General features: G+C 33.7%; 29 protein-coding genes. 15 read left to right on the top strand and 14 right to left on the bottom strand.

Going from position 1 to position 22096, the window contains the following annotated elements:
- Positions 1–12: 12 nt before the first annotated feature.
- Positions 13–990, bottom strand: a complete 978-nt coding sequence (locus tag SSOP1_RS11320) for a metallophosphoesterase family protein (protein ID WP_010923811.1) — start codon at positions 988–990, stop codon at positions 13–15.
- Positions 991–1057: 67 nt separating this feature from the next.
- Between SSOP1_RS11320 and SSOP1_RS11315 the strand changes: the two genes are divergently transcribed.
- Positions 1058–1684, top strand: a complete 627-nt coding sequence (locus SSOP1_RS11315; protein ID WP_009992036.1) for a 2,3-diphosphoglycerate-dependent phosphoglycerate mutase — start codon at positions 1058–1060, stop codon at positions 1682–1684.
- On the opposite strand, the gene SSOP1_RS11310 is transcribed toward SSOP1_RS11315, so the two are convergent.
- Positions 1655–2371, bottom strand: coding sequence for a D-aminoacyl-tRNA deacylase (locus tag SSOP1_RS11310; protein WP_009992037.1), 717 nt, complete (start codon positions 2369–2371; stop codon positions 1655–1657). The two genes, SSOP1_RS11315 and SSOP1_RS11310, sit on opposite strands and share 30 nt — an antisense overlap.
- Entirely contained in the window at positions 2361–3275 is a 915-nt protein-coding gene (locus SSOP1_RS11305; protein WP_009992039.1) for an NAD(P)/FAD-dependent oxidoreductase, read from the bottom strand. Before SSOP1_RS11305 ends, SSOP1_RS11310 begins: the two co-directional genes overlap by 11 nt.
- Positions 3276–3331: 56 nt before the next feature.
- Here SSOP1_RS11305 and trxA point away from each other — a divergent pair, with 56 nt between their 5' ends.
- Both trxA and SSOP1_RS11295 read left to right on the top strand, forming a co-directional pair.
- A complete protein-coding gene (gene trxA / locus SSOP1_RS11300) occupies positions 3332–3739 on the top strand; it encodes a thioredoxin (protein ID WP_009992040.1) in 408 nt (135 codons plus the stop codon).
- 12 nt (positions 3740–3751) lie between these two features.
- Complete coding sequence (locus SSOP1_RS11295; protein ID WP_009992041.1) at positions 3752–4405, top strand: hypothetical protein; 654 nt, start codon at positions 3752–3754, stop codon at positions 4403–4405.
- On the opposite strand, the gene SSOP1_RS11290 is transcribed toward SSOP1_RS11295, so the two are convergent.
- Complete coding sequence (locus SSOP1_RS11290; RefSeq protein WP_009992042.1) at positions 4386–4916, bottom strand: DUF84 family protein; 531 nt, start codon at positions 4914–4916, stop codon at positions 4386–4388. The genes SSOP1_RS11295 and SSOP1_RS11290 overlap by 20 nt on opposite strands.
- 104 nt (positions 4917–5020) lie before the next feature.
- Between SSOP1_RS11290 and SSOP1_RS11285 the strand changes: the two genes are divergently transcribed.
- Complete coding sequence (locus SSOP1_RS11285; RefSeq protein WP_009992044.1) at positions 5021–5887, top strand: MqnA/MqnD/SBP family protein; 867 nt, start codon at positions 5021–5023, stop codon at positions 5885–5887.
- On the opposite strand, the gene SSOP1_RS11280 is transcribed toward SSOP1_RS11285, so the two are convergent.
- Positions 5855–6739, bottom strand: a complete 885-nt coding sequence (locus tag SSOP1_RS11280) for a cation transporter (RefSeq protein WP_009992046.1) — start codon at positions 6737–6739, stop codon at positions 5855–5857. The genes SSOP1_RS11285 and SSOP1_RS11280 overlap by 33 nt on opposite strands.
- A 382-nt stretch (positions 6740–7121) precedes the next feature.
- Between SSOP1_RS11280 and SSOP1_RS17435 the strand changes: the two genes are divergently transcribed.
- Together SSOP1_RS17435 and SSOP1_RS11275 are read left to right on the top strand one after the other, a co-directional pair.
- Positions 7122–7268: a hypothetical protein gene (locus tag SSOP1_RS17435; protein ID WP_009992047.1), complete on the top strand. Its 147-nt coding sequence runs from the start codon at positions 7122–7124 to the stop codon at positions 7266–7268.
- A gap of 75 nt (positions 7269–7343) precedes the next feature.
- Entirely contained in the window at positions 7344–7919 is a 576-nt protein-coding gene (locus tag SSOP1_RS11275; RefSeq protein WP_010923808.1) for a hypothetical protein, read from the top strand.
- Here the strand turns inward: SSOP1_RS11275 and SSOP1_RS11270 are convergent.
- Positions 7900–8571, bottom strand: a complete 672-nt coding sequence (locus SSOP1_RS11270) for a 16S rRNA methyltransferase (protein ID WP_009992051.1) — start codon at positions 8569–8571, stop codon at positions 7900–7902. The genes SSOP1_RS11275 and SSOP1_RS11270 overlap by 20 nt on opposite strands.
- A 21-nt stretch (positions 8572–8592) precedes the next feature.
- Between SSOP1_RS11270 and SSOP1_RS11265 the strand changes: the two genes are divergently transcribed.
- The 3 genes from SSOP1_RS11265 to SSOP1_RS11255 are packed head-to-tail and all read left to right on the top strand — an operon-like array spanning position 8593 to position 9605.
- Complete coding sequence (locus SSOP1_RS11265; protein ID WP_009992052.1) at positions 8593–8913, top strand: ribonuclease P protein component 4; 321 nt, start codon at positions 8593–8595, stop codon at positions 8911–8913.
- A complete protein-coding gene (locus SSOP1_RS11260; RefSeq protein WP_009992055.1) occupies positions 8867–9136 on the top strand; it encodes a YhbY family RNA-binding protein in 270 nt (89 codons plus the stop codon). Before SSOP1_RS11265 ends, SSOP1_RS11260 begins: the two co-directional genes overlap by 47 nt.
- Complete coding sequence (locus SSOP1_RS11255) at positions 9120–9605, top strand: DUF371 domain-containing protein (protein ID WP_009992056.1); 486 nt, start codon at positions 9120–9122, stop codon at positions 9603–9605. The genes SSOP1_RS11260 and SSOP1_RS11255 overlap by 17 nt, the downstream gene beginning before the upstream one ends.
- Here the strand turns inward: SSOP1_RS11255 and SSOP1_RS11250 are convergent.
- Positions 9528–10268 (bottom strand): class I SAM-dependent methyltransferase, encoded by a 741-nt coding sequence (locus tag SSOP1_RS11250; protein ID WP_009992057.1) that lies wholly within the window; start codon positions 10266–10268, stop codon positions 9528–9530. The genes SSOP1_RS11255 and SSOP1_RS11250 overlap by 78 nt on opposite strands.
- 22 nt (positions 10269–10290) lie before the next feature.
- A complete protein-coding gene (locus SSOP1_RS11245; RefSeq protein ID WP_009992058.1) occupies positions 10291–11289 on the bottom strand; it encodes an NAD(P)/FAD-dependent oxidoreductase in 999 nt (332 codons plus the stop codon).
- An 86-nt stretch (positions 11290–11375) separates the two neighbouring features.
- Between SSOP1_RS11245 and SSOP1_RS11240 the strand changes: the two genes are divergently transcribed.
- The gene (locus SSOP1_RS11240; RefSeq protein ID WP_009992060.1) at positions 11376–11729 is read left to right on the top strand and encodes a hypothetical protein; all 354 of its coding nucleotides are present in this window, start codon (positions 11376–11378) and stop codon (positions 11727–11729) included.
- On the opposite strand, the gene SSOP1_RS11235 is transcribed toward SSOP1_RS11240, so the two are convergent.
- Positions 11707–12774, bottom strand: a complete 1068-nt coding sequence (locus SSOP1_RS11235) for an MFS transporter (RefSeq protein WP_009992062.1) — start codon at positions 12772–12774, stop codon at positions 11707–11709. The two genes, SSOP1_RS11240 and SSOP1_RS11235, sit on opposite strands and share 23 nt — an antisense overlap.
- A 100-nt stretch (positions 12775–12874) precedes the next feature.
- Between SSOP1_RS11235 and SSOP1_RS11230 the strand changes: the two genes are divergently transcribed.
- Genes SSOP1_RS11230 through SSOP1_RS11215 form a run of 4 tightly spaced genes read left to right on the top strand, consistent with a single transcriptional unit; the run spans position 12875 to position 16959 of the window.
- Positions 12875–13624: an NAD(+)/NADH kinase gene (locus SSOP1_RS11230; protein ID WP_009992063.1), complete on the top strand. Its 750-nt coding sequence runs from the start codon at positions 12875–12877 to the stop codon at positions 13622–13624.
- On the top strand, positions 13608–14084 hold the full coding sequence (locus SSOP1_RS11225; protein WP_009992064.1) for an NOB1 family endonuclease: 477 nt from the start codon (positions 13608–13610) through the stop codon (positions 14082–14084). The genes SSOP1_RS11230 and SSOP1_RS11225 overlap by 17 nt, the downstream gene beginning before the upstream one ends.
- 57 nt (positions 14085–14141) lie before the next feature.
- Entirely contained in the window at positions 14142–15857 is a 1716-nt protein-coding gene (locus tag SSOP1_RS11220) for an AMP-binding protein (RefSeq protein WP_009992066.1), read from the top strand.
- Positions 15829–16959 (top strand): aminotransferase class V-fold PLP-dependent enzyme, encoded by a 1131-nt coding sequence (locus SSOP1_RS11215; RefSeq protein ID WP_009992067.1) that lies wholly within the window; start codon positions 15829–15831, stop codon positions 16957–16959. The genes SSOP1_RS11220 and SSOP1_RS11215 overlap by 29 nt, the downstream gene beginning before the upstream one ends.
- Here SSOP1_RS11215 and SSOP1_RS11210 read toward each other — a convergent pair.
- Positions 16952–17293: a hypothetical protein gene (locus SSOP1_RS11210; protein WP_009992068.1), complete on the bottom strand. Its 342-nt coding sequence runs from the start codon at positions 17291–17293 to the stop codon at positions 16952–16954. The two genes, SSOP1_RS11215 and SSOP1_RS11210, sit on opposite strands and share 8 nt — an antisense overlap.
- Positions 17294–17356: 63 nt before the next feature.
- On the opposite strand from SSOP1_RS11210, the gene cobT reads away from it, so the two are divergent.
- Positions 17357–18400, top strand: coding sequence for a nicotinate mononucleotide-dependent phosphoribosyltransferase CobT (gene cobT, locus SSOP1_RS11205; RefSeq protein WP_009992069.1), 1044 nt, complete (start codon positions 17357–17359; stop codon positions 18398–18400).
- A gap of 129 nt (positions 18401–18529) precedes the next feature.
- Here cobT and SSOP1_RS11200 read toward each other — a convergent pair whose 3' ends face one another.
- The 4 genes from SSOP1_RS11200 to SSOP1_RS11185 form a co-directional block, all read right to left on the bottom strand.
- Positions 18530–19225 carry a hypothetical protein gene (locus tag SSOP1_RS11200; protein ID WP_009992071.1) on the bottom strand — a complete coding sequence of 232 codons (696 nt, stop codon included), beginning with the start codon at positions 19223–19225 and terminating at the stop codon, positions 18530–18532.
- A 25-nt stretch (positions 19226–19250) separates the two neighbouring features.
- On the bottom strand, positions 19251–20303 hold the full coding sequence (locus SSOP1_RS11195; RefSeq protein WP_009992072.1) for a radical SAM/SPASM domain-containing protein: 1053 nt from the start codon (positions 20301–20303) through the stop codon (positions 19251–19253).
- 24 nt (positions 20304–20327) lie between these two features.
- A complete protein-coding gene (locus tag SSOP1_RS11190) occupies positions 20328–20891 on the bottom strand; it encodes a hypothetical protein (protein ID WP_009992074.1) in 564 nt (187 codons plus the stop codon).
- Positions 20892–21014: 123 nt separating this feature from the next.
- A complete protein-coding gene (locus SSOP1_RS11185; RefSeq protein ID WP_009992076.1) occupies positions 21015–22073 on the bottom strand; it encodes a glycosyltransferase family 2 protein in 1059 nt (352 codons plus the stop codon).
- Positions 22074–22096 lie beyond the last annotated feature (23 nt).

The following is a 22096-nucleotide window of genomic DNA, read 5'->3' as shown; positions in this document are numbered from 1 at the left end:
CCCCTACATGAACTAACCTAAGATAAATTGATGAGCCTTAATAAATTCTCCTTCTAATACTACTAGAGCAGCATGAAGAAGACCACTACTATACTCACTACCTGGATTAATAACTATCGTATTGTTAATTTTATCAAAACCTCTCGATTCATGAATATGTCCGTGTAATCCTAATAATGGCTTAGTTTCCTCAATGATTTTCCTTATTGATTTAGAACCGACATGTGTGTATACGATCTCACCTCCTCTGATTATGGGCTTTAGGTTCTCATCTAAAAGCGGAGCATTATCCAAATTAGTATTGTAAGGAGGAGCATGAAAGTTATAAATAGCTTTTGAGTAATTATTTATTTTTGACACTATCTTACTTAAGTCACTATAAATATCCTCTTCCTTCTTCTCCCTAAACGTATTCCAAGGTGTTGGATTAACGTAACCGTACGATACAATTTCGTAACCATTAAGATCAAAAACCTCACCTTCTCCAACTTTAAATATCTCGCTTTCCTTTAATACATCAAAGAGATATTCTGGATCATCGTTCCCAAGGTTTATAAAAATGGGTATTTTATAATCCTTCAATCTCTCCTCTGCAATTTTAATCCATTCATGAAGAGTCTCTATAATTGCCTTCTTAAATAATTCGTCTTGAGCTTTTTTATTTTGAGAGGCCTCCTCATATTCACCTTTGCTTAATATGGCATAATAAGTCCCTTCGCTTTTAAACCTTTCTATTAGACTATTTAATTCGCTTGATGTTACAATCTTTTCTTGAACATTATAACTATTATTTCCAAGATCAATAATAGGCAATAGTACCTTACCAGCTATATCTCCCCCTATTATCAAAGCATTGACCTTGTAGATTTTTCCAGCATTTATGAACTTTTTGAAGACTGTATAAGATGCATGAAGATCTGAGGTAAAGAGTAGTCTTAAATTTGTACTGGAATTTAGTGAATGTTTGTTCCTTTTGAATAATGAAACCACATTACTCCTATTCTCATGATGATATTTAAGTTTAAACTAATAAGTGGAGAAATATAACAACTATGTGATGACTATAATAATTTTCATTAGACACGGACAAAGCACCTCTAACGTTAGTAAAATACTTAGTCATGATACTAACACTTATCCTCTCACAGAAGAGGGTATAAACCAGGCAAAAGAAGCTGGAAAAGAGCTCACTAAATTGAAAGTTGAAAAAATCTACACAAGTCCAGTTCTGAGAGCATATCAGACTGCACTAATTATAGGTGAAGTCTTAGGAACTTTACCAATAGTGGATCAAAGATTAAGAGAAAGGTTTCTAGGGGAACTGAACAATACCTCTTTCGATCCAAACGACCACTGGAAGCTAAAGGTTTTCAAAAAACAAATAGAGATTAAAGGAATAGAAAGTTGGGAAGATATTACCAAGAGAATGAAAAGTTTCCTCGAATCAGTTATAAACAAAGATAACAGAATAATAACTGCTGTATCGCATTCTGATCCTATAAGAGCGATAATAACATACCTATTGGACATGGATGATATCAGTGGATGGGGAATTAGAATACCAAATGCTAGTTTTACTATTTTAAGATGTGATAATAACATTGATAGTTGTAGAATCATTAGTATAGGTTCACCATTATTAACTCAACAAATACTATCGAAACTCGATATTAATATTATTTAATTTTTTTAGTGAAGCTATAATTCGTTCTTTCTGCTTAGAGTTTAAGCTATCGATTACGACTTTATTAATGGTATTCACTGAGTTGGTTATAGTTTGAATTATAACTTTATCATCTAACTTATCAATATAGTGCTTAGAAATCACATGGCCTATGCAACTCTCGTCAGCTAGCTTAGTAAAAAGCCTAGAATAGTGAGGTCCACCAAAACCTGAAATATAATATTCACAATCTATCTCATCTACCTTATCAATACTTCTTATAGTTGAATCAACTAGCGCTTTAACTATTGTGTCGTTAGTCCAATACGTCTCATTACTTCCTACTTCCACAAATATAACTGGAACATTTTGATAGGTGGGGCCATGATGAGTAGCTTCCATGGTTTTCTCTATATTCAGATCGATCTTTTTAATTTCCCTTAAAATTGAGGTAAGTAGCCTAGGATACGCTATTCCAAGCTTTTTAGGTTCTCCACCCATAATTTCTTCAGATGGATTTCCGGGATAATGTACGGTAAGTGAGGGAATACCTGCTTTACTTTCATGTCTGGAAAAGATTACTATGGCTTCTCCATTCTCATAGTGAAAATCAGTTACATCCTCATTTATTTCCTCGAATCGATATCCCAATTTCTTTATCGTCACACCTACGGGATCCAAAGTAGAATAAACTAGCTTAATGTCCATATTTGATCATCTGTATAGCTTTCTCAGCAAGAATTGGAGCTAACGCAAAACCAAACCTATGACCTGTAATTAATATGCCATTTGAATAAATCTTCTTTACAATTGGTTCCCCATCTTTACTTACACTTCTGAATCCTACCCTAATCTCTAGATTGTTTGTATCTATCTTTAGTACATTGGCGATTTCATTAATAGTCTTAGAAATTTCATCATAATCTACTGCTGAAGAGGAATTTGGCTTAGAGTCGCCATTTAAGTATAAGTTCTTGCCCTCAACTGCAATTCTATCATTTACGATCAATATTCCATTTAAACTTGTTTTTTTGGTAATTACTAAATGTCCTTTAAATAGATTTACCTCTATTCCTAATTTGGAGAATAATTTAGGAGTTAGGTAACCGGTAGCAAAAATATAAAACTCTCCTTTTATCTCACCCTTAGATGTTATAAGAGATTTAATTTCATTATCTCTAACTATTATATCCGTAACCTCGGAATTCGACTCTACGTTAAATTCAGTTCCAAGTGTATTAAATAGCTCATCCCCCTCCACAAAGAGACCAGCATCAAAAAGTTCTGCTTCCTCTATATCCAATTGAGGTTCTATACTTCTTATTTCCTTTCTGTCTATTATCTTACCACCTAGCTTTTTACTGGAGACCCTAATAACGTGGGTCTTTTTACAATAGATACCGTATTTTTCGCAAATCTCTTCATAAAATCTTATACCTTTTTCACAATCTTCTCTGTGGTTACCGCATAATGGTGGAATAATTGACCATAAACTGGCTTTTGAATTATGTGCAACAATTTTGTTCTTCTCTAAAATTATCACATCTCCACCATATTTCAATGCAGTAATTAAACCTGTTATTCCACTGCCTACAATTACAAGTTTTGTCATGTCTAATCTCTTTATATGATAAAAACTTTTTAAATGAATACTATATATAATCTCTTATGAATGACGAACTAAATGACCCAGAATTACAAAAAATCCTCTCTAAAAAAACAACTCAAATACTCAATAATTTAAAAGAGAAAGTTAAAGAGCCAGTAAAACATCTCAATTCAAAAAACTTTGATGAATTCATAACTAAAAACAAAATAGTGGTTGTCGACTTTTGGGCAGAATGGTGTGCGCCATGCTTAATACTGGCTCCGGTAATAGAAGAACTTGCAAATGACTACCCTCAAGTAGCATTTGGAAAATTAAACACTGAAGAGAGCCAAGATATTGCGATGAGATATGGAATAATGAGTCTTCCGACAATTATGTTCTTTAAAAATGGAGAGCTTGTAGACCAAATATTAGGAGCAGTACCTAGAGAAGAAATAGAGGTAAGACTAAAGTCCCTATTAGAGTAACAAGTGAGAGAAATGAATCCTTTGTTACTAGGAATAGATGGGTTAAGCTATACTAGTTTCATGAAATGTAACCCGAGGACATTATTTACACTATTTAGTAGTACTTATAGGGGAGTGGTTTTAAATAAAAAACCACAATTTCCACAAACTTCATGGATGTCAGTATTAGAGCTTAAGGATATAAAAGATCTGTCACAAGTTAATTTGAATAGCGAAGTACCTAGACTACTTAGAGAAACTAATGCAGTAGCTATAAATTTGCCTATAACTAATCCGACTTATGGTAAACTTAGTCTTCCATACGACACTTCAGTGAATGCAGAAGAGGAAATTAATAAAGTAACACAAATAGTTTTGGAGTCAGTGAAAGAAACTCCAGTTGTGGCCTCTATAACTGCTATAGATAGACTTCTGCACAAAGATGCTACAGAAAAGTGTAAAATCTATTCATTAGTAGATGCAGCAGTACGAAAAATTTTAAATAATGTTGATGATTTTATAATATTTTCTATATATGGCGAACCAAAGAGTGATAATGAAGATGGAAACCACGAGGATTATGGAGTATTTCTAGCAACAATTCCAAGACCTTCAGAACATGAGACCGTAAAACTGCATGAGATAGGTGAATTGTTTATAAAACTAGTTAAAAAAGAGTATTATTGATAATTGTATTATAAATTGGATATAATGCGAGAATAATAGGTTGGACATAAAGTGTTTTTCTATCAATTATATTATTAGTTAATAGTCCCACAGCTCCTTCCTTAGTCTTACTATTAATAGTTTTAAAAATAATATCTGACGCTTCGCCCAATTCCTTTCCTTGAAGTATTAAAGAAACAATAGAACTAGGTAAGGTAAAAGATGATGAAATTGCAAAGTTCTCTACACCTTCTTTAGTGATAACATATACAACAGCATTTGCTATAAACTTACCGTAGACGTTGCAAACCCCTCCCTCTATCCCTAATCCTATATCTGCATTGGTAGCCTTTATCGCGTTCAATGCCCTATTTCTAGCACCAACATACGTTTGATCACAAAAAGGTTGTTTATCTACCCCACTATCGATATCAGTTGCTATTAAGTCCCAATTCAACCTTAAAATCTCCAATGCCTCCTTAGTAGCACTGATTTTTACAGGGTTTTTACTACCTAAGGCAATGGTTACCATTTCGTAAAGTTAATATTTGCAAGCATTTTAATAAGTTATTAATGGAAAGCATTATGGACGTATGTTAAATTACACTTATATATCGTTATGTTAAAATATAGTCTATGGTAACAATAAGAGTCGGTGCACTAGCGGATTCTGGAGATCTCTATCCTTTTATACCATTAATGGAGGGAAAAGTTAAGCCAGAAGGGTTTAACCTAGAATTTGAAGTAATACCTACTGTTCAAGACATTAATGAAGCAGTATTGAAAAAAGAAGTAGATGTTTCAGTTCCATCTGTCGCAATGTACCCATATATACAAGATGACTATTACATTCTAAGTAATGCTGTAGCGACTGCAGTAGATGGTATAACCGGTATGCCAATTTTGGCGATAAAGGAAATGAGTGAAGACGAGATAAAGAGAAGTAGGTTAATTGTTCACGGACCGAACACTACTGCGTTTACATTATATAGGCTACTTATTGGAAAATACGGAAGACTAATTATAGTTAGAAGAGTATTGGATGAAATTAAAGCCTTAGGAAAAGAGGGAGATGTGCTAGTGGCAGTTCATGAGATAAAAATGATGTATGCTTTAAGGAAAATGGGAATTTCTGTAGTTAGAATAGGCAGTATGTGGGATATGTGGAAAACTATTTCCAACAATACGCCAATGCCCATGGGTATGGTAGTAATTTCTAAAGAAGTTGGAAAAGACCTGGCACTCAGATTTAAAGAGACTTATGAGAAAAGTAAAAAGTACGCGGAAAAACATTTAGATGAAATAATACCAAAGGATGTACAAATAATGAGAGAGGCACAAAAGGCGGACCTTGATGAAGAGATAGTAAGAAAGACGATCTGGGCTGATATACAAGAGTACAATGTTCCAGTAGATGAGATAAGGAGAGGACTAGAGTTCTTCTTTAAGATAACTGAGGAAAAAGGAATATTACCTAGAGTAAAGAACATTGACTTGCTCTAATATTTTCTTTTTCTTAATCTCAGTTAGAGGTACGAGTATTACGTCAACGTAAGCTATATTATCATATTTCTTAATTATCCTTTTCGTTTTTCTCTTAATCTTGTACGCTTTTTCTAAACTTATATCTTTAGGTAGACCTATATAAGTATATACTGCGTAGAAAGATCCACATTTTTTTAAATAAAGGTTAATTATAGGTATATTCTTTGACCTAAGTTCATTAATTAATTGAAACTTCATCGGAGAGTCAATTGAGGCACCTAGTATCGAGACAATTGAATCCTTAATTTCCCTAACTACGTCGCTTAAGGTAAATGCAAGTATTAGTAGTGTTACTGTGTCCATTAAAACTGTATTTTGTAAGATTAAAGTTACACCTGAGACTACTTCAGTTACACCATCCAATAAGGAGTGAATCATATCGTTTTTTACTATCTGAATCTCTACGTATCTCCTCTCTATTAAGAATAGCGTTAGCGAATAAATACTGCTTACGAATAATATAATTGAATACCAAGGGGAAATAGATAAAGTTATAGCATTGTCAAACATACTGAGTATTAGATTTGTTGATAAATATACGATAAATATGGACGCGGTCAAGACTACAAGACTTTCAAGATTATAGAGTCCCCAAGGAAATCTTTTAGATCTAGTATTTATCTTTATTAATGTGAAATAAAAAATAAATGACATTAAAAAGTCTATTAATGTATGATAAGAATCTGCCATTAACACATATGATTTAAATAGTATTCCAGCAATTAATTCTGACAGAAATATTGGAATTAAAGAAATACTACTGAAAAGAAAAATTATTGATACTCTCCTTAGGACTTTACCTGAAATCAACTCTCATCACCACACCATAACTTATAGGAGAACAGAGTAGCCTATACAGTATTTATTAGATAATGTAGGTATTTATAGTTTATCGGGCTAAACAATTTGCTTCAATTAGCTACATGTCTAGTTAAATTTTCCCTTCAAAGATTATCTTATCTTTTCGGAATTACATTTTGTAAATATTTAAGGGGATTTGGGTTTCAGTTGAATCTTCATGAAAGTGCGTTAATTGTCAGCCTACATATGTAGACTGAGACTTGCTATAAAATTAGTGGATTTATATCTTATTCCCTAGTAAATATGGTTTATTTTATAAATAAACTTTCGCATATAAATTATAGCAAAAGTTATAAATGGGAAAACCTAAATATAAATATGGTGGACTTACTTGAGTCAAAAGAAGAATGAGATAAGGAGTTGGACTGATTTAATTAGAGCATTATTTGTTAATGACAATTGGTATTTAGGGGGCTTCATAGTATTATTAATACTGTTCATAATTTTCGATTTAATTGCTTTCATACCTCATTCATAACCCTTTTAAAATAACTTTAAGCGGTAGCATGACTAAATATAAATAGCCTTTTTTACAAACTCTCTATAGACAGATATGCCAAGAGTTAATATAGCAGCTGAAGCTGACCTAATAGAGCAATTAGAAAATGAGGCGAAAAAGAGAGGTTATACTATCTATTCTTTAACTAACGCTGCCCTTAAAGCCTTGTTGAAACTACTCAAGGAGGGTGAGGATGCAAATACGCTAGAAAGTTTGGTAGATTATTATACAATATCAAAGGCCTTAGATATAGTTCCGGTAACTAGTTGGTTTCTTGAGAACTTAACTAAATTGGCTTATGAAAAAGACAATAAGCAATATGAAAATATGTGTGAAGAAGTAGGAGAACAAATAGGATCGTTCTTGAGATCAAAAGCCTCAACGTTAGATGAGCTATTTGATTTTTATAATGCAATAAAGATTGCACTACCTATTAGAAATGTCTCGATTAAAAATACTGGAGATATGATAGAATTTAGAATAACTGGAACTGGATTTAGTTTAATCTCTACCTTATGTGCTGGAAAAATTTTCTCAAAAATCGCAGAGGCGTACGATTTATCGATACAAGATGTGGATGTGGTACCAGGTGGAATAGTTACTATCAAGGCTAAGGCCAACCTAAAATAGAATTACAAGCAGAAAAGATTCTACATAAAACCTGTTGTGTTTCCAGAGGAAATCCACTTATAGAATAAATTTTCTTAGCCAAATTCAAAATTTTGTCAGAAAAATCTCCATGAGGAAAAGCCCCTATTCCTAATAGCCATTTTTCATCTAATTTACATATTTCTTCTGGATTAATTTTCTCTCCCTTTTCTGATAATAGTATTAAATCATATCTATTCACAATGTTGTCTAATGTAAGATTTGTAACCTCCATTAGAGTCTCATCTCCATTAATAGGTATTTTACCGTATTTCAATAATTGCTCCATTAAACCTATAAATCTCAAATAATTTTTAGGTGGCCTCATATTGGGATTTACCTTAATTATCTTAGATTGTATTGTATGTATAAATATATCACCTTTAATTACTGGATCTGTTAAAATTACAAGCAAGGCTTGATGTAAAATATCCGGTCTACCTCTTTTATGGCTATTTTCTAAATACTTCATTGCATGATAGTGTAAGGAAATGTCTAGTAATGTGTCTTCCGGCTTTTTATTCCTCCTCTTGGCGTTTTTAATAACTGCCGGATGATTAACTATTTCTTTAGGAACTAGTTCTAAACTGGCTTCCAATAAGATGATGTTTAAATGCATAGAATATTTTAACATAAAGAGGATTTATTAGTTATTGTGAGAAGAAAAAACCAGATTAAGAAGAGGATTATCGAGCTTATAGAGCTAGCTTACAATACTGCAAAGAGTGGTAATCTGGAGTTAGCTAGAGAGTATGTAAAATTAGCTGAGATGTATTCTAGAAAAGGTAAGGTCGAAATTCCTTTAAAGTACAAACGAATGTTTTGTAGGAAGTGCTACACACCATTAATTATTGGAGTAACTGAGAGAAGGAGAATGAGGTCAAAGATTTTAATTAGAACATGCCTAATTTGTAATTGGCAAAGGAGATATGTACTCTCAGGAAATAAAAGATCTGATAAAGAAAACGAGAGCTGAAAGAGCAGATATAAGAATAGGAAAATATGGTGTAACAGAAGGTATGATAAACGAAATAAAAAGAAGATTAAATGAACATAAGGTTGTAAAGGTAAAAATAGGGATTAAAGAAATTGATGACCGAAAAGAATTCGCAAAAAGAGTTGCAGAAATGGTTGGGGCTAAACTTATAGAGGTTAGAGGATATACTTTTATATTAGCTAAAATTGATAGCGATAGATAAAGTAAAGATAAAAGGACATCATAATGTTAGAGCATTTCACAAAACTACATTGGAAATAACTAAGGATGACTATCTAACGAGTAGGGGAGATTGTATAATAGGAATATTAGCTAATAAAGGAGCCAGAGATCTAAGCGAGGACTTAAAAAAAATTGCTAGAAATGATAAAAGTTTTATTTATGGAGTAATTAGAGTGAAAGAGTTCTTAGACGTAGTTCATGGTAGAGGGTCATCTAAATTTACTTTTGAAAACCAAAATAAAATTATATTTAGGAAGTCTACTTTTATAGAAGGATCAACAGTGATGATAAATTCAGATAAAGCTGCAAGAGACATAAATAGGGAAATAATTGATTTACTTAAAACTGAAATTGAAGGAGAAATTATTATTTTAGCATCTGACCAACCCCTTGAAGATAAAGAGATTCTTAGAATAGTCGTTAATCTTAATCCAAGAAGTTCGACCTAAACTCGAATTTGCCTTATCTTCGGATTCACATAAAATGTAAAATACAACATTTTCAGAAACCCTGCACAACTCTTCTTTGAAATCAATTATTAATGTAGGATTATCACCGAAAGATAACTTAAAGACCTTATCTCTAAATGGCAGATGATGTGCATCGTATTGTACGATATCTATCATACCTTTTATCTTATTCAGACTTAAAGACTTCTTGAGCATATACAATCCATCAATATTAATATCCCCGGCAACGACATAAACCCTTTTTTTATGAGCTATATTTAGCGCAATCGCGCCATAACCAGTAAAGGCGTCTAATACAGTGCTTCCTTCTTCTACAAGTTCCAAGTTTTTTAATCTATCTCCAGAAAGAGAAGGATTAACGTAAACCTTATTTATATCTACATAAAACAACACTCCATTCTCCTTATAAATTGTGCTAGATATTCTTTCTCCGGACAAAAATTCTAACTCGTTTGTTCTTAATTCACCTTTCACCTTCTTCTTAAGATATACAGCCTTTATCTTAGGATGAGCTTGCATTATCTTTTCTGCAACTAAATTATAATCCACGTTAACTCGCTTAGGAGTTATTATGGCTATCTCGCCTACGATATAATAACTTCTTACACCAGGGAAAAACTCACTAAGCCTTTTAGTCTTCATTGTATTTAGAGAAAAAGAATGATTACTTAGGTTTAAATTTGTCCATTTCCGAACTGTGGCCGGCAAATAAGGATGCATTAGGCTCCACATACTTCTTGGCTACACTTATAGCGATGGCAGCATGAGCAAAACCTACAGCTATTAGCGCTAACTTGGGAGAACCTTCCATCTGTACAATATCCCCTCCAGCATAAACACCAGGTAAGTTAGTTTCCATCCTACCGTTAACGACTATATCCCTACCTTTCATGGTTACTCCCCATTTAGGAATATTACCAAGATCACCTTTGTATCCTATACTTATAATTACACTATCTACATCTAACACTTTCTCCTCCTTTGTCCTATTATCGAATATTATTGCTTGGGTTACCTTATTACCATCCCCTTTAACTTCTTTTAATTCATGCCAAACATAAACGTTAGCTACCCTAAAGAGCTCCTTTACACTTCTCTCATGAGCTCTAAATTGATCTCTTCTATGTATTAATGTCACAGATTTAGCTACTGGAGCTAAAGTTAATGCCCAATCTACTGCTGAATCTCCACCACCTACTATTAATACCCTCTTACCCTCAAAGTCTTTCTTCCTTCTTACGGTATAATAGACCCCTCTATTCTCGTACTCGATCTCTCCTTTAGCCCCTAACCTTGAAGGAACTATCTTCCCTATACCTGCTGCAATGAAAATAGTCTTAGTTTTGTATGTGGCTTTATCAGTCTTAACTATCCACATGTTATCGTTAGTTTTCTCTATCATGTCAGCTAATTCATTAACTTTTATATCTGGGCCAAACATTTTAGCTTGCTCAATAAGCCTTTGAGCTAATTCATAAGCTTGGATTCCTGCCAAACCACCTACATCATATACAATTTTCTCTGGATATAATGATACTAGTTGACCGCCTAGCTCATCTTGAGCATCTATCAATAATGTTTTCATATCTCTTAATCCTGCATAAAAAGTACCGAATAGACCTACTGGGCCACCTCCAATTACAACTATATCGTATTCATCCACTTATACACCACCTATTAGGTTGTAGTATTTATACTATTTAAACCTTAGTGCAAATTTTTATTACCAAATAACGTAAAGATATATATATGACTGATTACACACAACTTAATATAGTAATTTTAGCTGTACCTTTGCCTATTCTGACTTATTTGTGGTTCAAATATTATAATATCATTATAACTGAGGGAACAAAATACGTCGGTGAGAAATATAGAGAAGAGGAGGTATTGTTATTGCCTTCTAGTACTAGAACTGTCAAAATAGATGGAAAAGTATCTGTCTTAGTATATGGAGTTAACCCTTGGATAACAATAAGAGTGAATAGTGGACCGAAGCAGAAAATCTTTAAAATACGCCTATTGAACGAAAGCGGAAATCTAGAGTTAATAAACGAGAGTAAAGTATTTCAAGTACGAGTCAAATTGAGATATTCTGTCTAACCAACACTATAAGTGAAAATAATAGTAGTCCTATAATATTAACCGCAATCCACATATAATAACCCGAATATGAAGCAAGTAGCTCAAAATTCATTCCAATTAAAATATTTAGTGAATTAACCAATGCTAACCCCATGGTTGCATTTGCATCCCTTTGCAAACTAGCTATTATCGAGTACAGTACCGATATTGCTAGTTCATTAAAAATACCAGTTATTACAATACCTAGCAAATAGACCTTCGTATAGAGAAGAAGAGAAGGGACTGAACCTAGAAGCGAGGAAATTATAAGGAGGTTAAACTTCTTGATCTTTCTATCTGCTAAAAATGTTAAACTTCCACCTATAACTGAGGAAACAAGTAGCAGTGAAGTGAACAAGCTTGAATCGATTAAGTTTAGATGCAAGTAATAATATGCAAATGTGGGATATAATTCTCCTATAACGTAATAAACTCCCCATATTCCAGCTATCGAAATCCCTAGAATTACTATCCTATTATCCCTTATTATTCTCCAACACGGTTTTAGGTTTGAGTTATTTACATTAATAATAAGTGAAAGAAAAGTTAAAATTGATAAGATGTAAAATGATAAATAGTTTCCAAACACAATATACCAATTTAAACCTATAAGTCCTCCAACTGCAAAAGATGCATTATATAAACCTAAGGCTAAACTAGGAGAGTCCCTATTCAATGAAGCTAAAATCCCACCTCCGGTGGAAAAGAACATTGAAGCACCAACACCGTCCATTAGGTAAAATATCAGTAGTTCAATAAAATTGGATGATAACGGTATCAATAGTGGTGATATACTCATTATAAAAAGACCTAGGAGTAAAGTGTTCCTTAATCCTATTCTAGTTGATAAAAAGGCAGAAGGTATTTGCATAATACCAGAGCCTAAAAAGAAAGAAAGAGGAATTAAACCAACGATTTGCAACGATAAATTAAGTTTACCTGCTAGAAAAGGTATTAGGGGAGCAAGATAAAACCAATGTATAGCGTAGATGACCCTCGCGACTATGATTTTTATGCCTTTCATTGTTGCATTGGATGAATCAAAAATTACGCTATTAAATTTTCCTATGCATCAGATGTAAGAGGAAAAGAATATTAGTATTTCCGATGAATATGAGAACAAAATGAGAGTTAAGATTGTAAGTAAGCCTACTTCACAACTTAATTACACTGTAGAAAAAATTAAGAATATTTCTAATAAATTAGGTTTTGAAGTGGTAGATATTGATTTCGATTATGTCATTGCAGTAGGTGGAGATGGAACGTTATTAAGAGCAGTTAAGCTAGGTAAGCCAGTGATTGCGATAAAAGCTGGAAGGAGAGGACTACTAATGGATGTACCTGTGGATAAGATTGAGGACGCTCTTCTGAGGCTAAAAAAGGGAGATTATAACGAGGAAGAATACATGCTATTGGAAATGGTACATAATGATAAGGTAGAATTAGGATTTAACGAGATAGGAATCTTATACGATAGACCAGAGGCTATAAAAGTTGGAATAAGCTTCGATACTGAAAGAGTCTCAGTGGAAGGAGACGGAGTTTTAGTATCAACACCACAAGGAAGTAGTGGTTGGGGCATGTCTGCAACCAACTCCTTGCTATATAAAGACCTAAACGCGATAGAGATAATATTCGTTAATCCAATTTTCTACTATCTAAGATCGGTTGTAATACCACCAAAGTCTCTAATCCTAAGATTAGAAGATAAGGGGTATCCTCAAACAGCCAGAGTAGTGGTAGATGGTGAAGTAGTTACCTTAATAAAAACTAATCAAGAAATTACGGTAAGAGTCTCTCAACACAAGGCAAAAATCTTAAGATTTTTCAAACTAGACTTAATAGGAGAAGTATTACATGCATATCATATTTGATACCTCAGGGTTTTTATCTGGACTGCAACTCTCTTTAGATAGAGTCTATACTACGCAGGAGGTCATAAATGAAATAAAGGATAAATACTCCAGATTTAACCTGGAAATTGCTATATCGTCTGGAAAGGTAATAATAATGAAGCCTTCTACAAGAAGTGTAGAAAAAGTAACTAAAGTATTAAATCTTACCAAAGAGAGAAAACTATCTAATACAGATATATCAGTGATTGCACTTGCCCTAGATCTACAACCGTCAATTGTATTTACTGATGACTTGTCCGTACAAAATATACTTAAACAACTTGGAATACAATTCTCGTCAGTCAAAATCAATAAAAAAGTGGAAAAATCCTTCAAATTCAAATATGTCTGCGTCAACTGTAAAAGAGAATTTAACATAGACCATGGAGAGTGCCCATATTGTGGTGGAAAAGTAGTAAAGAGAAGAATAATGGAGTGATTGCAATGCTTCTTCTAATCATAAAAACAAATTAAAAAGTTATAAGAAGTAAAAGATATGGACTACTACACACTTTACGACCTTTCCTTAGAAAAACCAGAAACCTACTGGGAAACGTTTGCTAATAGGTTATCATTCTTTAAGAAATGGGAAAAAGTCATAGAAAAAAATAAACAATTACCCATAGCTAAATGGTTCATTAACGGTACTACAAATATTGCATATAACGCCCTTAATCACGGTGGTAAGGCCCTTATATTTTACCAAGAGAATAAACATAAAGGAGATGAAATTACATTCGATGAGTTAAATAATATGAGTTCAATGATTGCTGGATTATTACTAGATAAAGGGGTAAGAAGAGGAGATAGAATTGCGATTTATATGCCTAACTCAATATGTACGATAGCTACGATACTAGCTGCGGCTAGACTAGGAGCAATTTATACGCTCATTTTTGCAGGATTAGGAATAAATGCTATAGTAAGTAGGATTTCAAATCTGGAACCTAAATTAGTAATCTCCATAGATAAGACATTCAGAAGGGGAAAGGAAATAAAACTATATACTAACTTAGCCAATATAGTATTTCCGAGGGACTCCTCGCAATTTGACTATACAAGAGAATATAAAGAATTTGAGAAAATAGAAAGTAATGAACCATTGAAAATAATGTATACTTCTGGAACAACGGGTAAACCTAAAGGTGTAATCTTACCACATGGAGCTTGGATGGTAGGAGATTATACAGTATTTGACTTAATGTTTTCATTAAAGAGTGACGATATAGTTCTAACAACTGCAGATGTGGGATGGATAACGTTCTCAAGAATAATGTATGGAACTCTAATGCATGGCTCCACGTTGGCATTTATGGAAGGAGCGCCAGACTATCCATCGGATAGATTGCCAAAAATTATTGACGAGTTACAGCCTAAAGTATTATTTACATCCCCTACACTCCTTAGAACTTTACAAAAGTTAGATGTGAAACTTCCAAGAGTGGAGTTTATAGCCACAGCAGGAGAGATAATGGATGAAACTGCATGGAAATACGCATTAAGGTTTTCTGATAGAGTTGCAGATGTATATGGGCAAACTGAGTTAGGTTATGTAATAGGCTATCCTTATGCGTTAGATGGTGTAGAACCAAAAATAGGATATGCTGGATTGCCATTTCCAGCTGCAGTTATAGACACAGTAGACGAAAATGGGAAAAGTTTAAGAGGACATATTGGTCATCTAGTCGCAAGAGAACCATTTCCTACCCAATTTATTGGAATTTGGAAAGATGAAGACAAATTTTTAAGCTATTTTGAAAAATTCAACAGCCACGATACTGGGGATCTAGCCATAATTGATGAGAAAGGTTATGTTAAAATAGTTGGTAGAGATGACGATATGATAAAGATAGCTGGACATAGAATAACTAGTGGAGAAGTAGAAAGTGTAATAAATTCCTTGCAAGGAATAATTGAATCAGCTGCTGTAGGAATACCGGATGAGATAAAGGGTGAAAAATTAGTAGTATTTTATGTGGGAAACGTAGACGAAAGAATAGTAGCAACAAAGGTTAGGGAAATGTTGGGGCCTATATATGTCATTGACAAAATATATAAGGTTGAAAGACTACCGAAGTCTCGAAGTGGTAAAATAGTTAGAAGAGTTTTGAGAGATTTATTATTGGGAAAAGAAATAGATGAAACTATATTGGAAGACCCAGAAATATTAAAGGAGATCAAAAATGAGATTAAGAGATCCGAGAGAATTTAGGGAAAACGTACCCGTTACCAGAAAATACGTATATTTAAATCATGCATCAGTGTCACCCACACCTTTACCGTCGTTATTTGAGGCTTACAGATATTTATATGAAGTTGCAAATAGGGGAAGCATAGCTGTTAATGAAGAGGAAGAGGATGAACTGTATCACATAAGGTCTAAAATATCCAATTTGGTAGGAGCATACTCAGATGAGATTTCGCTAATTCCAAATACTAGTTATGGGGTAAACTTAGTTGCACATGGGCTAGAATGGAAGGGAGATGATAATATAGTAACAGATAACCTTGAGTTCCCAACTGTAGTGTACCCATTTTTGAAATTAACGAAAAAAGGAGTCAAGATAAATATAGTAGAGACTAATCCCTATACCTTTGAGGAAGATATAATATCACATATTGATAAAAATACTAGATTAGTTGCAATAAGCCATGTTAGCTTTAATACTGGTCTGAAAGTAGATGTTAGAAAAATTGTAAAAGCCGCAAGGGAGAACAATACTCTAGTTCTATTAGATATCATACAGAGTGCTGGTGCAGTCAAAATAAATGTAAAGGAACTTGGTATAGATTTCGCTATTGCTGGAGGATATAAATGGTTAATGAGTCCACAAGGATCCGGATTTATCTATGTTAAAAGAGGATTGATAGAAGATCCACCGTTTTATGGATGGAAAACTAGTGCTGATTACTTGGATTTTAATCCAAATAAGTTTACATTAGAGAAGGGTCCTAGAAGATTTGAAATAGGTACAGTAGATTTAGCTGCAAACTTATCACTTGCAAAGTCTTGCGAAATAATAGGCGAAAATATGGAATTAATTGAGAGTTCAGTGACGAATCTTTCCCAATTTGCAATAAGATTAGCAAAGGACCATAGCATGGAGGTAATCACTCCAGAGGATAAGAGAGCTGGAATTGTCATAGTAAAGGTTAAAAAACCTAAAGAGATAGCGAAGGAACTATTAAAGGAAAACATAGTTGTGTCGCCAAGAGGAGAAGGGATAAGGATATCAACGCACTTCTACAATACAGAGGAGGAAGTTCAAAAGACTATTGAGAAAATCTCAGAACTCGAAAGAAAATTCAACTAGAATTTTTAACCATATATTTCCCTATATTATTTATGGCCTCTTCAACATCTTCCATAATTCTTACGAGCATACTGTATAAGATTTCGTCATCAACATTATCTAGATTATCAGCAATTTTAAGAATGTCAAGAAGTTCTTGAGCCAAAGTAGGTGAAATTAATCCTAATTTCATCAATTGAAATATCAAATCCTCGTTAGAGTCAAATTTAATTATCTTATCAGCCTCTTGAAAAAGTAACTTCACTAAACCTTTTATCCCGTTCTTAACACTTTCCTTTAATTTACGATTACTTTTGAACTCCTCAATACTTACTAAAGTTCCCTTTTCAACCATTCTATAATACTCCCAAAAACTCACAAATTTTTATATACGTGAAATTATTTATATGCACCGAAAATGATTAAGGCATATTTTGGAGCTGAAACTTTTACCCTAAATAAAGATTTCGCCTATATATTAGTAATAGGAACTACTGACGTCAGCCTAATTCCAGGGTTAACCATAGCTGGGGCAACTCCAGAATTAACTCACTTTACACCTGCTGCTGACGCTGAATACGTGATTCTAGGTAAATGTAAAAGCATAAATACTATTCCAGTTAGTCCTACTGGAATACCAACACCTGCTTTATTAACAAGAGCATCACTATCTTTCACAAAGTCCTTAAAAATTGTAGTAAATGCAGGAAGTAGAATAACACCTAAGATTCCATATATAGATCTTCAAGGTGAGCCTGGAAAAGATATTAGAAAACAAGCACTCTCCATAGAAAAAGTGAATATTATAATTGAAAATGGCATCAAATTAGGCGAAGAGCTATCTAATGAATACGAACTTATTATGATTGGAGAATCAATACCAGCTGGTACAACCACTGCAATGGCTACTCTTTTGGCATTAGGTTATGACGCTATGGATAAAGTGAGTTCAGCATCTCCTGATAATCCGAAGGAATTAAAAAGAAAAGTTGTGGAAGAAGCGTTGAGGAATTTGCCAACAGATCCTTTGCAAAGATTAGCTAAAGTTTCTGATCCCGTCCTATTGGGCGTAGCTGGAATATCTTTAGGATTTAGAGGAAAGATTTTATTAGCTGGAGGGACTCAAATGACAGCTGCTGCTGCCATAGTTAATGAATTCGATAAGAGTAAGTTAAAAGATATTATAATTGGTACCACAAAGTGGATAGTGGAAGATAAATCTGCGGACATGTTAAGTTTAGCAAAACAAGTAGGAGTTAAGGTACTGGCGAGTATGTTAGATCTTTCAATTTCTATTCATGAAGGAATAAGAACGTACGAAAAAGGCTATGTTAAGGAGGGGGTAGGAGCTGGAGGATCAACGATAATGGCTTTCATCAGAGGAGTTAGTAATAGTACGTTAGTGAGAAAAATTGACGAGTTATATAGTGAACTAGTAGGAAGTAATAATTTAAATACCTAGACGGAATTTACATTTTACTCCATATACTTCTAAAAAATATCAATAGTAGAAGAATTTATTAAACAATGCTCTACTACTTATTACAATATCTTTATTATGTGCCAGACATTAAGCTGTTCTAAAGACTTCCTAGCTTATTTTTAGTATAAGATTAACTAACTGATCGGCGAGTTGTTTAGATATTTCCATAACCACATGAACTGAGGATTTCTCCATTGAAAACTTAAGAGGTGCACTAAATAGAATAGTTTTATCGTCACAAGAAACAATTGAAAAGGAAACTTGATTATCGATTTCTATAATTTTCAACTTCTCTTTAATCTTCTGCCTGATTTGACCTACCTCTTGTACGAAGTTCTGAGCACTCTCCCTCAATATGCTTATTTGAGATAAGGCTTCCTTCCTCCTTCTTATTCCATAGTAGATTAGGAACCCAATAGCAATTATTGATAAAGGAACATCATAATAGACGAGAGTACCCATCATGAAATAAAGGATAATATCTATTATGGCGATTGCTATAGAAATAATTAGAGTAAAATAGATTATCTGCGTGTAAATGGTCTCATTTCTTCTCAGCTCTCTATACAACCTTTTCTCTTCATCTTTTTTATAAGCCTCAGCTTGGTTTTTCAACCATCTTGCCCAATCCTTATCAGCTGTGACTAGGACTGTGTTAACTCCACTTGCAGCTTTAGTCAGTATTTCAGAAGCGGCTTCTTGATCAATACCGTATGTAACTATTAAAATGGAAGAAGTAGCCGAGGCTAACATACTTTTTATAGCCTCTAATAATCTACTACTTTCCTCGAATTTAACACTCATATAATATATTGTACACAAAGAGTTTTTAAGGTATGATCTCAGTTGAATCAAGTATTGGATTGTAGTACAAATCACTAAGTCTTATGTAGCCATCTCTGATAAGTCTTTCAATTTCGGGTATTATTGAGAGTACCGTACGAAGATATTCCTTATTAACCTCATCCACAGCCTTAAACCCCTCCTCCCCCCAGTATCTCTCCTTTTGTGCATATAAACATCTTCCACCACAGTATCGTTTGAACTCGCATCTCTTACAATCATCCGGTAATGGATCTTCTAAGAGCCTATACCCTAAATTTACGTTGCCTAACTCAGCCCATTTTTCTCTTACCGCTATCGGACAAGAAAGTATTCTCCCATCGGGAGTAACGGTAACTGAGGAATATCCAGCACCGCATGGAGAACCCTTATATCCCTCAAAGAAATGAGCGCTAATTACACCTAATATGGGTATTATTTTTACTACTCTTCCCTTTCTTAGTTCTGAAAGGAAGTAGTCAGTTAGTCTTTTTATCCCATTCAAGTATGAAAAAGACCAACTTTTGAAATCCCATTCTTCACTCCATATTACATCTAATTGCCAATGCACTTTATCAAATAGTCCTAAATCTATTAGATGCATAACATCGGTAAAGATATCAGTATCCTGCGTAACTGTCATCCTAGCTATCGTTTCAACACCTAGATCCTTAAGATATTTCGCCGATCGCAGAACCGCCTTATAGATACCTTTACCCCTATGCTTGTTAGTAATTTCCTCTCTACCATCTATAGATAATAAGGCTACATTTATTTTCCTCCAATATCTTTCCGGAAGGAGCCTTACTGCAATACCATTAGTTTGTATCCCATATCTCTTCGCTCTTACATTATCTAAAACGGCCATTACAAATTTATAATTAAGCAATGGTTCACCACCGTAGAATATTATTGTGGAATCCTTATCTTTCTCTATGAGCTTTTTGACTGAATTAATATCATATTTAATACCGTAAGGTACAACATTATCTGGAAAAGACCCTCCACAGTAATCACACTTAAGGTTGCATTTCCCGGTTGTCATTAGAAGCCATAACATAGTATACCAAAAGCGGGGACGTTTTTATATGCTTTTTATATAATTTAGAGTAATCTTAGACGCAATATCCTCTTGTGCTTTTTTTACACTATAGTACAATTCTAGCATATGCCAAATCGCTTTAATATAGGAATCCAATAAAGTGTGATTCAAGGGTCTAGATATGCGTATTTTAATAATCAAGGAGTTATCATCCAGTTGAGCATATTCGAAGCCAAAGCTAGATATTAAGGAGTTTATAATATCTATTCCTGTTAAATAATCTAATATTAACGAAGTGACTTCTATACTATTATCGTTTATTCTTAAATCCAGCCTATCAATCCACTTTTCCGGTGTGTAGAGAACTTCTTTAAGTTTGCTAACTGAGGATAGCTGGAAGGAAAATGAAGATAATATATCATCTTTCAAATCGTAAATAGGATATATTAAAATCCCGTAATCAGCAAACTCTTTTACAATATACTTTTCATTGGCTTTATCTTTTACAATTAACCATTCGTCCCTTTCCTCTTCTATGGTAAAGTGTTCTAGCTCACGTCTAAATGAATAAATGTTTAGGTAAATTTCCACTGAAGTAGTTTGCATATATTATATTATCAGAAGTGGTCCTTATATCATCTATCTATAGCACTCGACCTCATCATCTCAGCGTCACACCTCCAATCATCAATCTTTAGGGGTAGAACATCAGCATCACCTTTCTATCTTTCACTTTTCCCTTAAAGGTTTTACTATATATCTTTTACCCCTCCAATAGACCTCTCTCCTATTCCAGTTAAACACCAAAAGAAATAACGCATAGGGTATTGCCAGTATAGTCATAAGTGATGCAATCAGAGCTTGTTTAGGATATTTCACTCCTCTAATTACATTCTTAACTATCCATAGTATATAGGGGGTGAACGTAACTATATTGAGATAAACTAGAGAATAAATCAGAATTAAAGCGAAAAACGTACCTGCTACCAAATACGCCCTTGCTCCTCTAGGCGAATAAGCTAGAATAGTAATAATCTGTCGAGATGACCAGCTTATGAGACTATTCTCGTCATAAACATTAAGGGGAATTGCACTCATAACGAAACCTATCTTACCACCTCTTCTCTTAATTATCCTAGTCAATGTACAATCATCACACCATTCTTTAGAAAGTTCGTCTAAAACTTCGTTATCAAAGAATTCCCTTCTTAGCGCCATTGAACCTCCCCATAAAAATCTAGAGCTCTGAAGTGATTGAGATTCAAAACCTAAGGTCCAAAACCCTGCTCTTATGAGATTACTTAAGGTTATTCTAGAAGGGAAAGGCCAAGAAAACGTAGTAGTTGTATCATATTTATCTAACGGCGAAATTAAATTTCTAAGCCAATATCTAGGATACCATGTATCCGAATCTGCAAAAACTATGATATCATTAGATGCTCTTAAAAGACCCGAAATTTGGGCCCTAATTTTCCCGCTACATGAATCACAATTAAAATCTGAATAAACGATCTTGACGTTGTACTTTTTTAAAATATTCTCCACTTCGTCTCCCTTTTCTACCACGTAAATTACCTCATAAGGGTATGGATAATCTTGAGAGAGCAAAGACTCTATGTTCCTTTCTAATCTAGTGTCTATGCCCTTTATTGGCACTATTATCGATACTTTACCTACAAAGTTTCCTTTCACTGTTTTCCACATTTTGATTTCATTATAGGTCTGCAGAATTATTAACATATCAGCTCCAAATACAAGGAGATAAAGTATCAAATTATAATATTCCATTAGTATCGAGTGATACAGTAAGG

It is taken from the genome of Saccharolobus solfataricus (assembly GCF_900079115.1).
Classification (GTDB): domain Archaea; phylum Thermoproteota; class Thermoprotei_A; order Sulfolobales; family Sulfolobaceae; genus Saccharolobus; species Saccharolobus solfataricus.
This window is presented reverse-complemented; position numbering and strand designations above follow the sequence as displayed.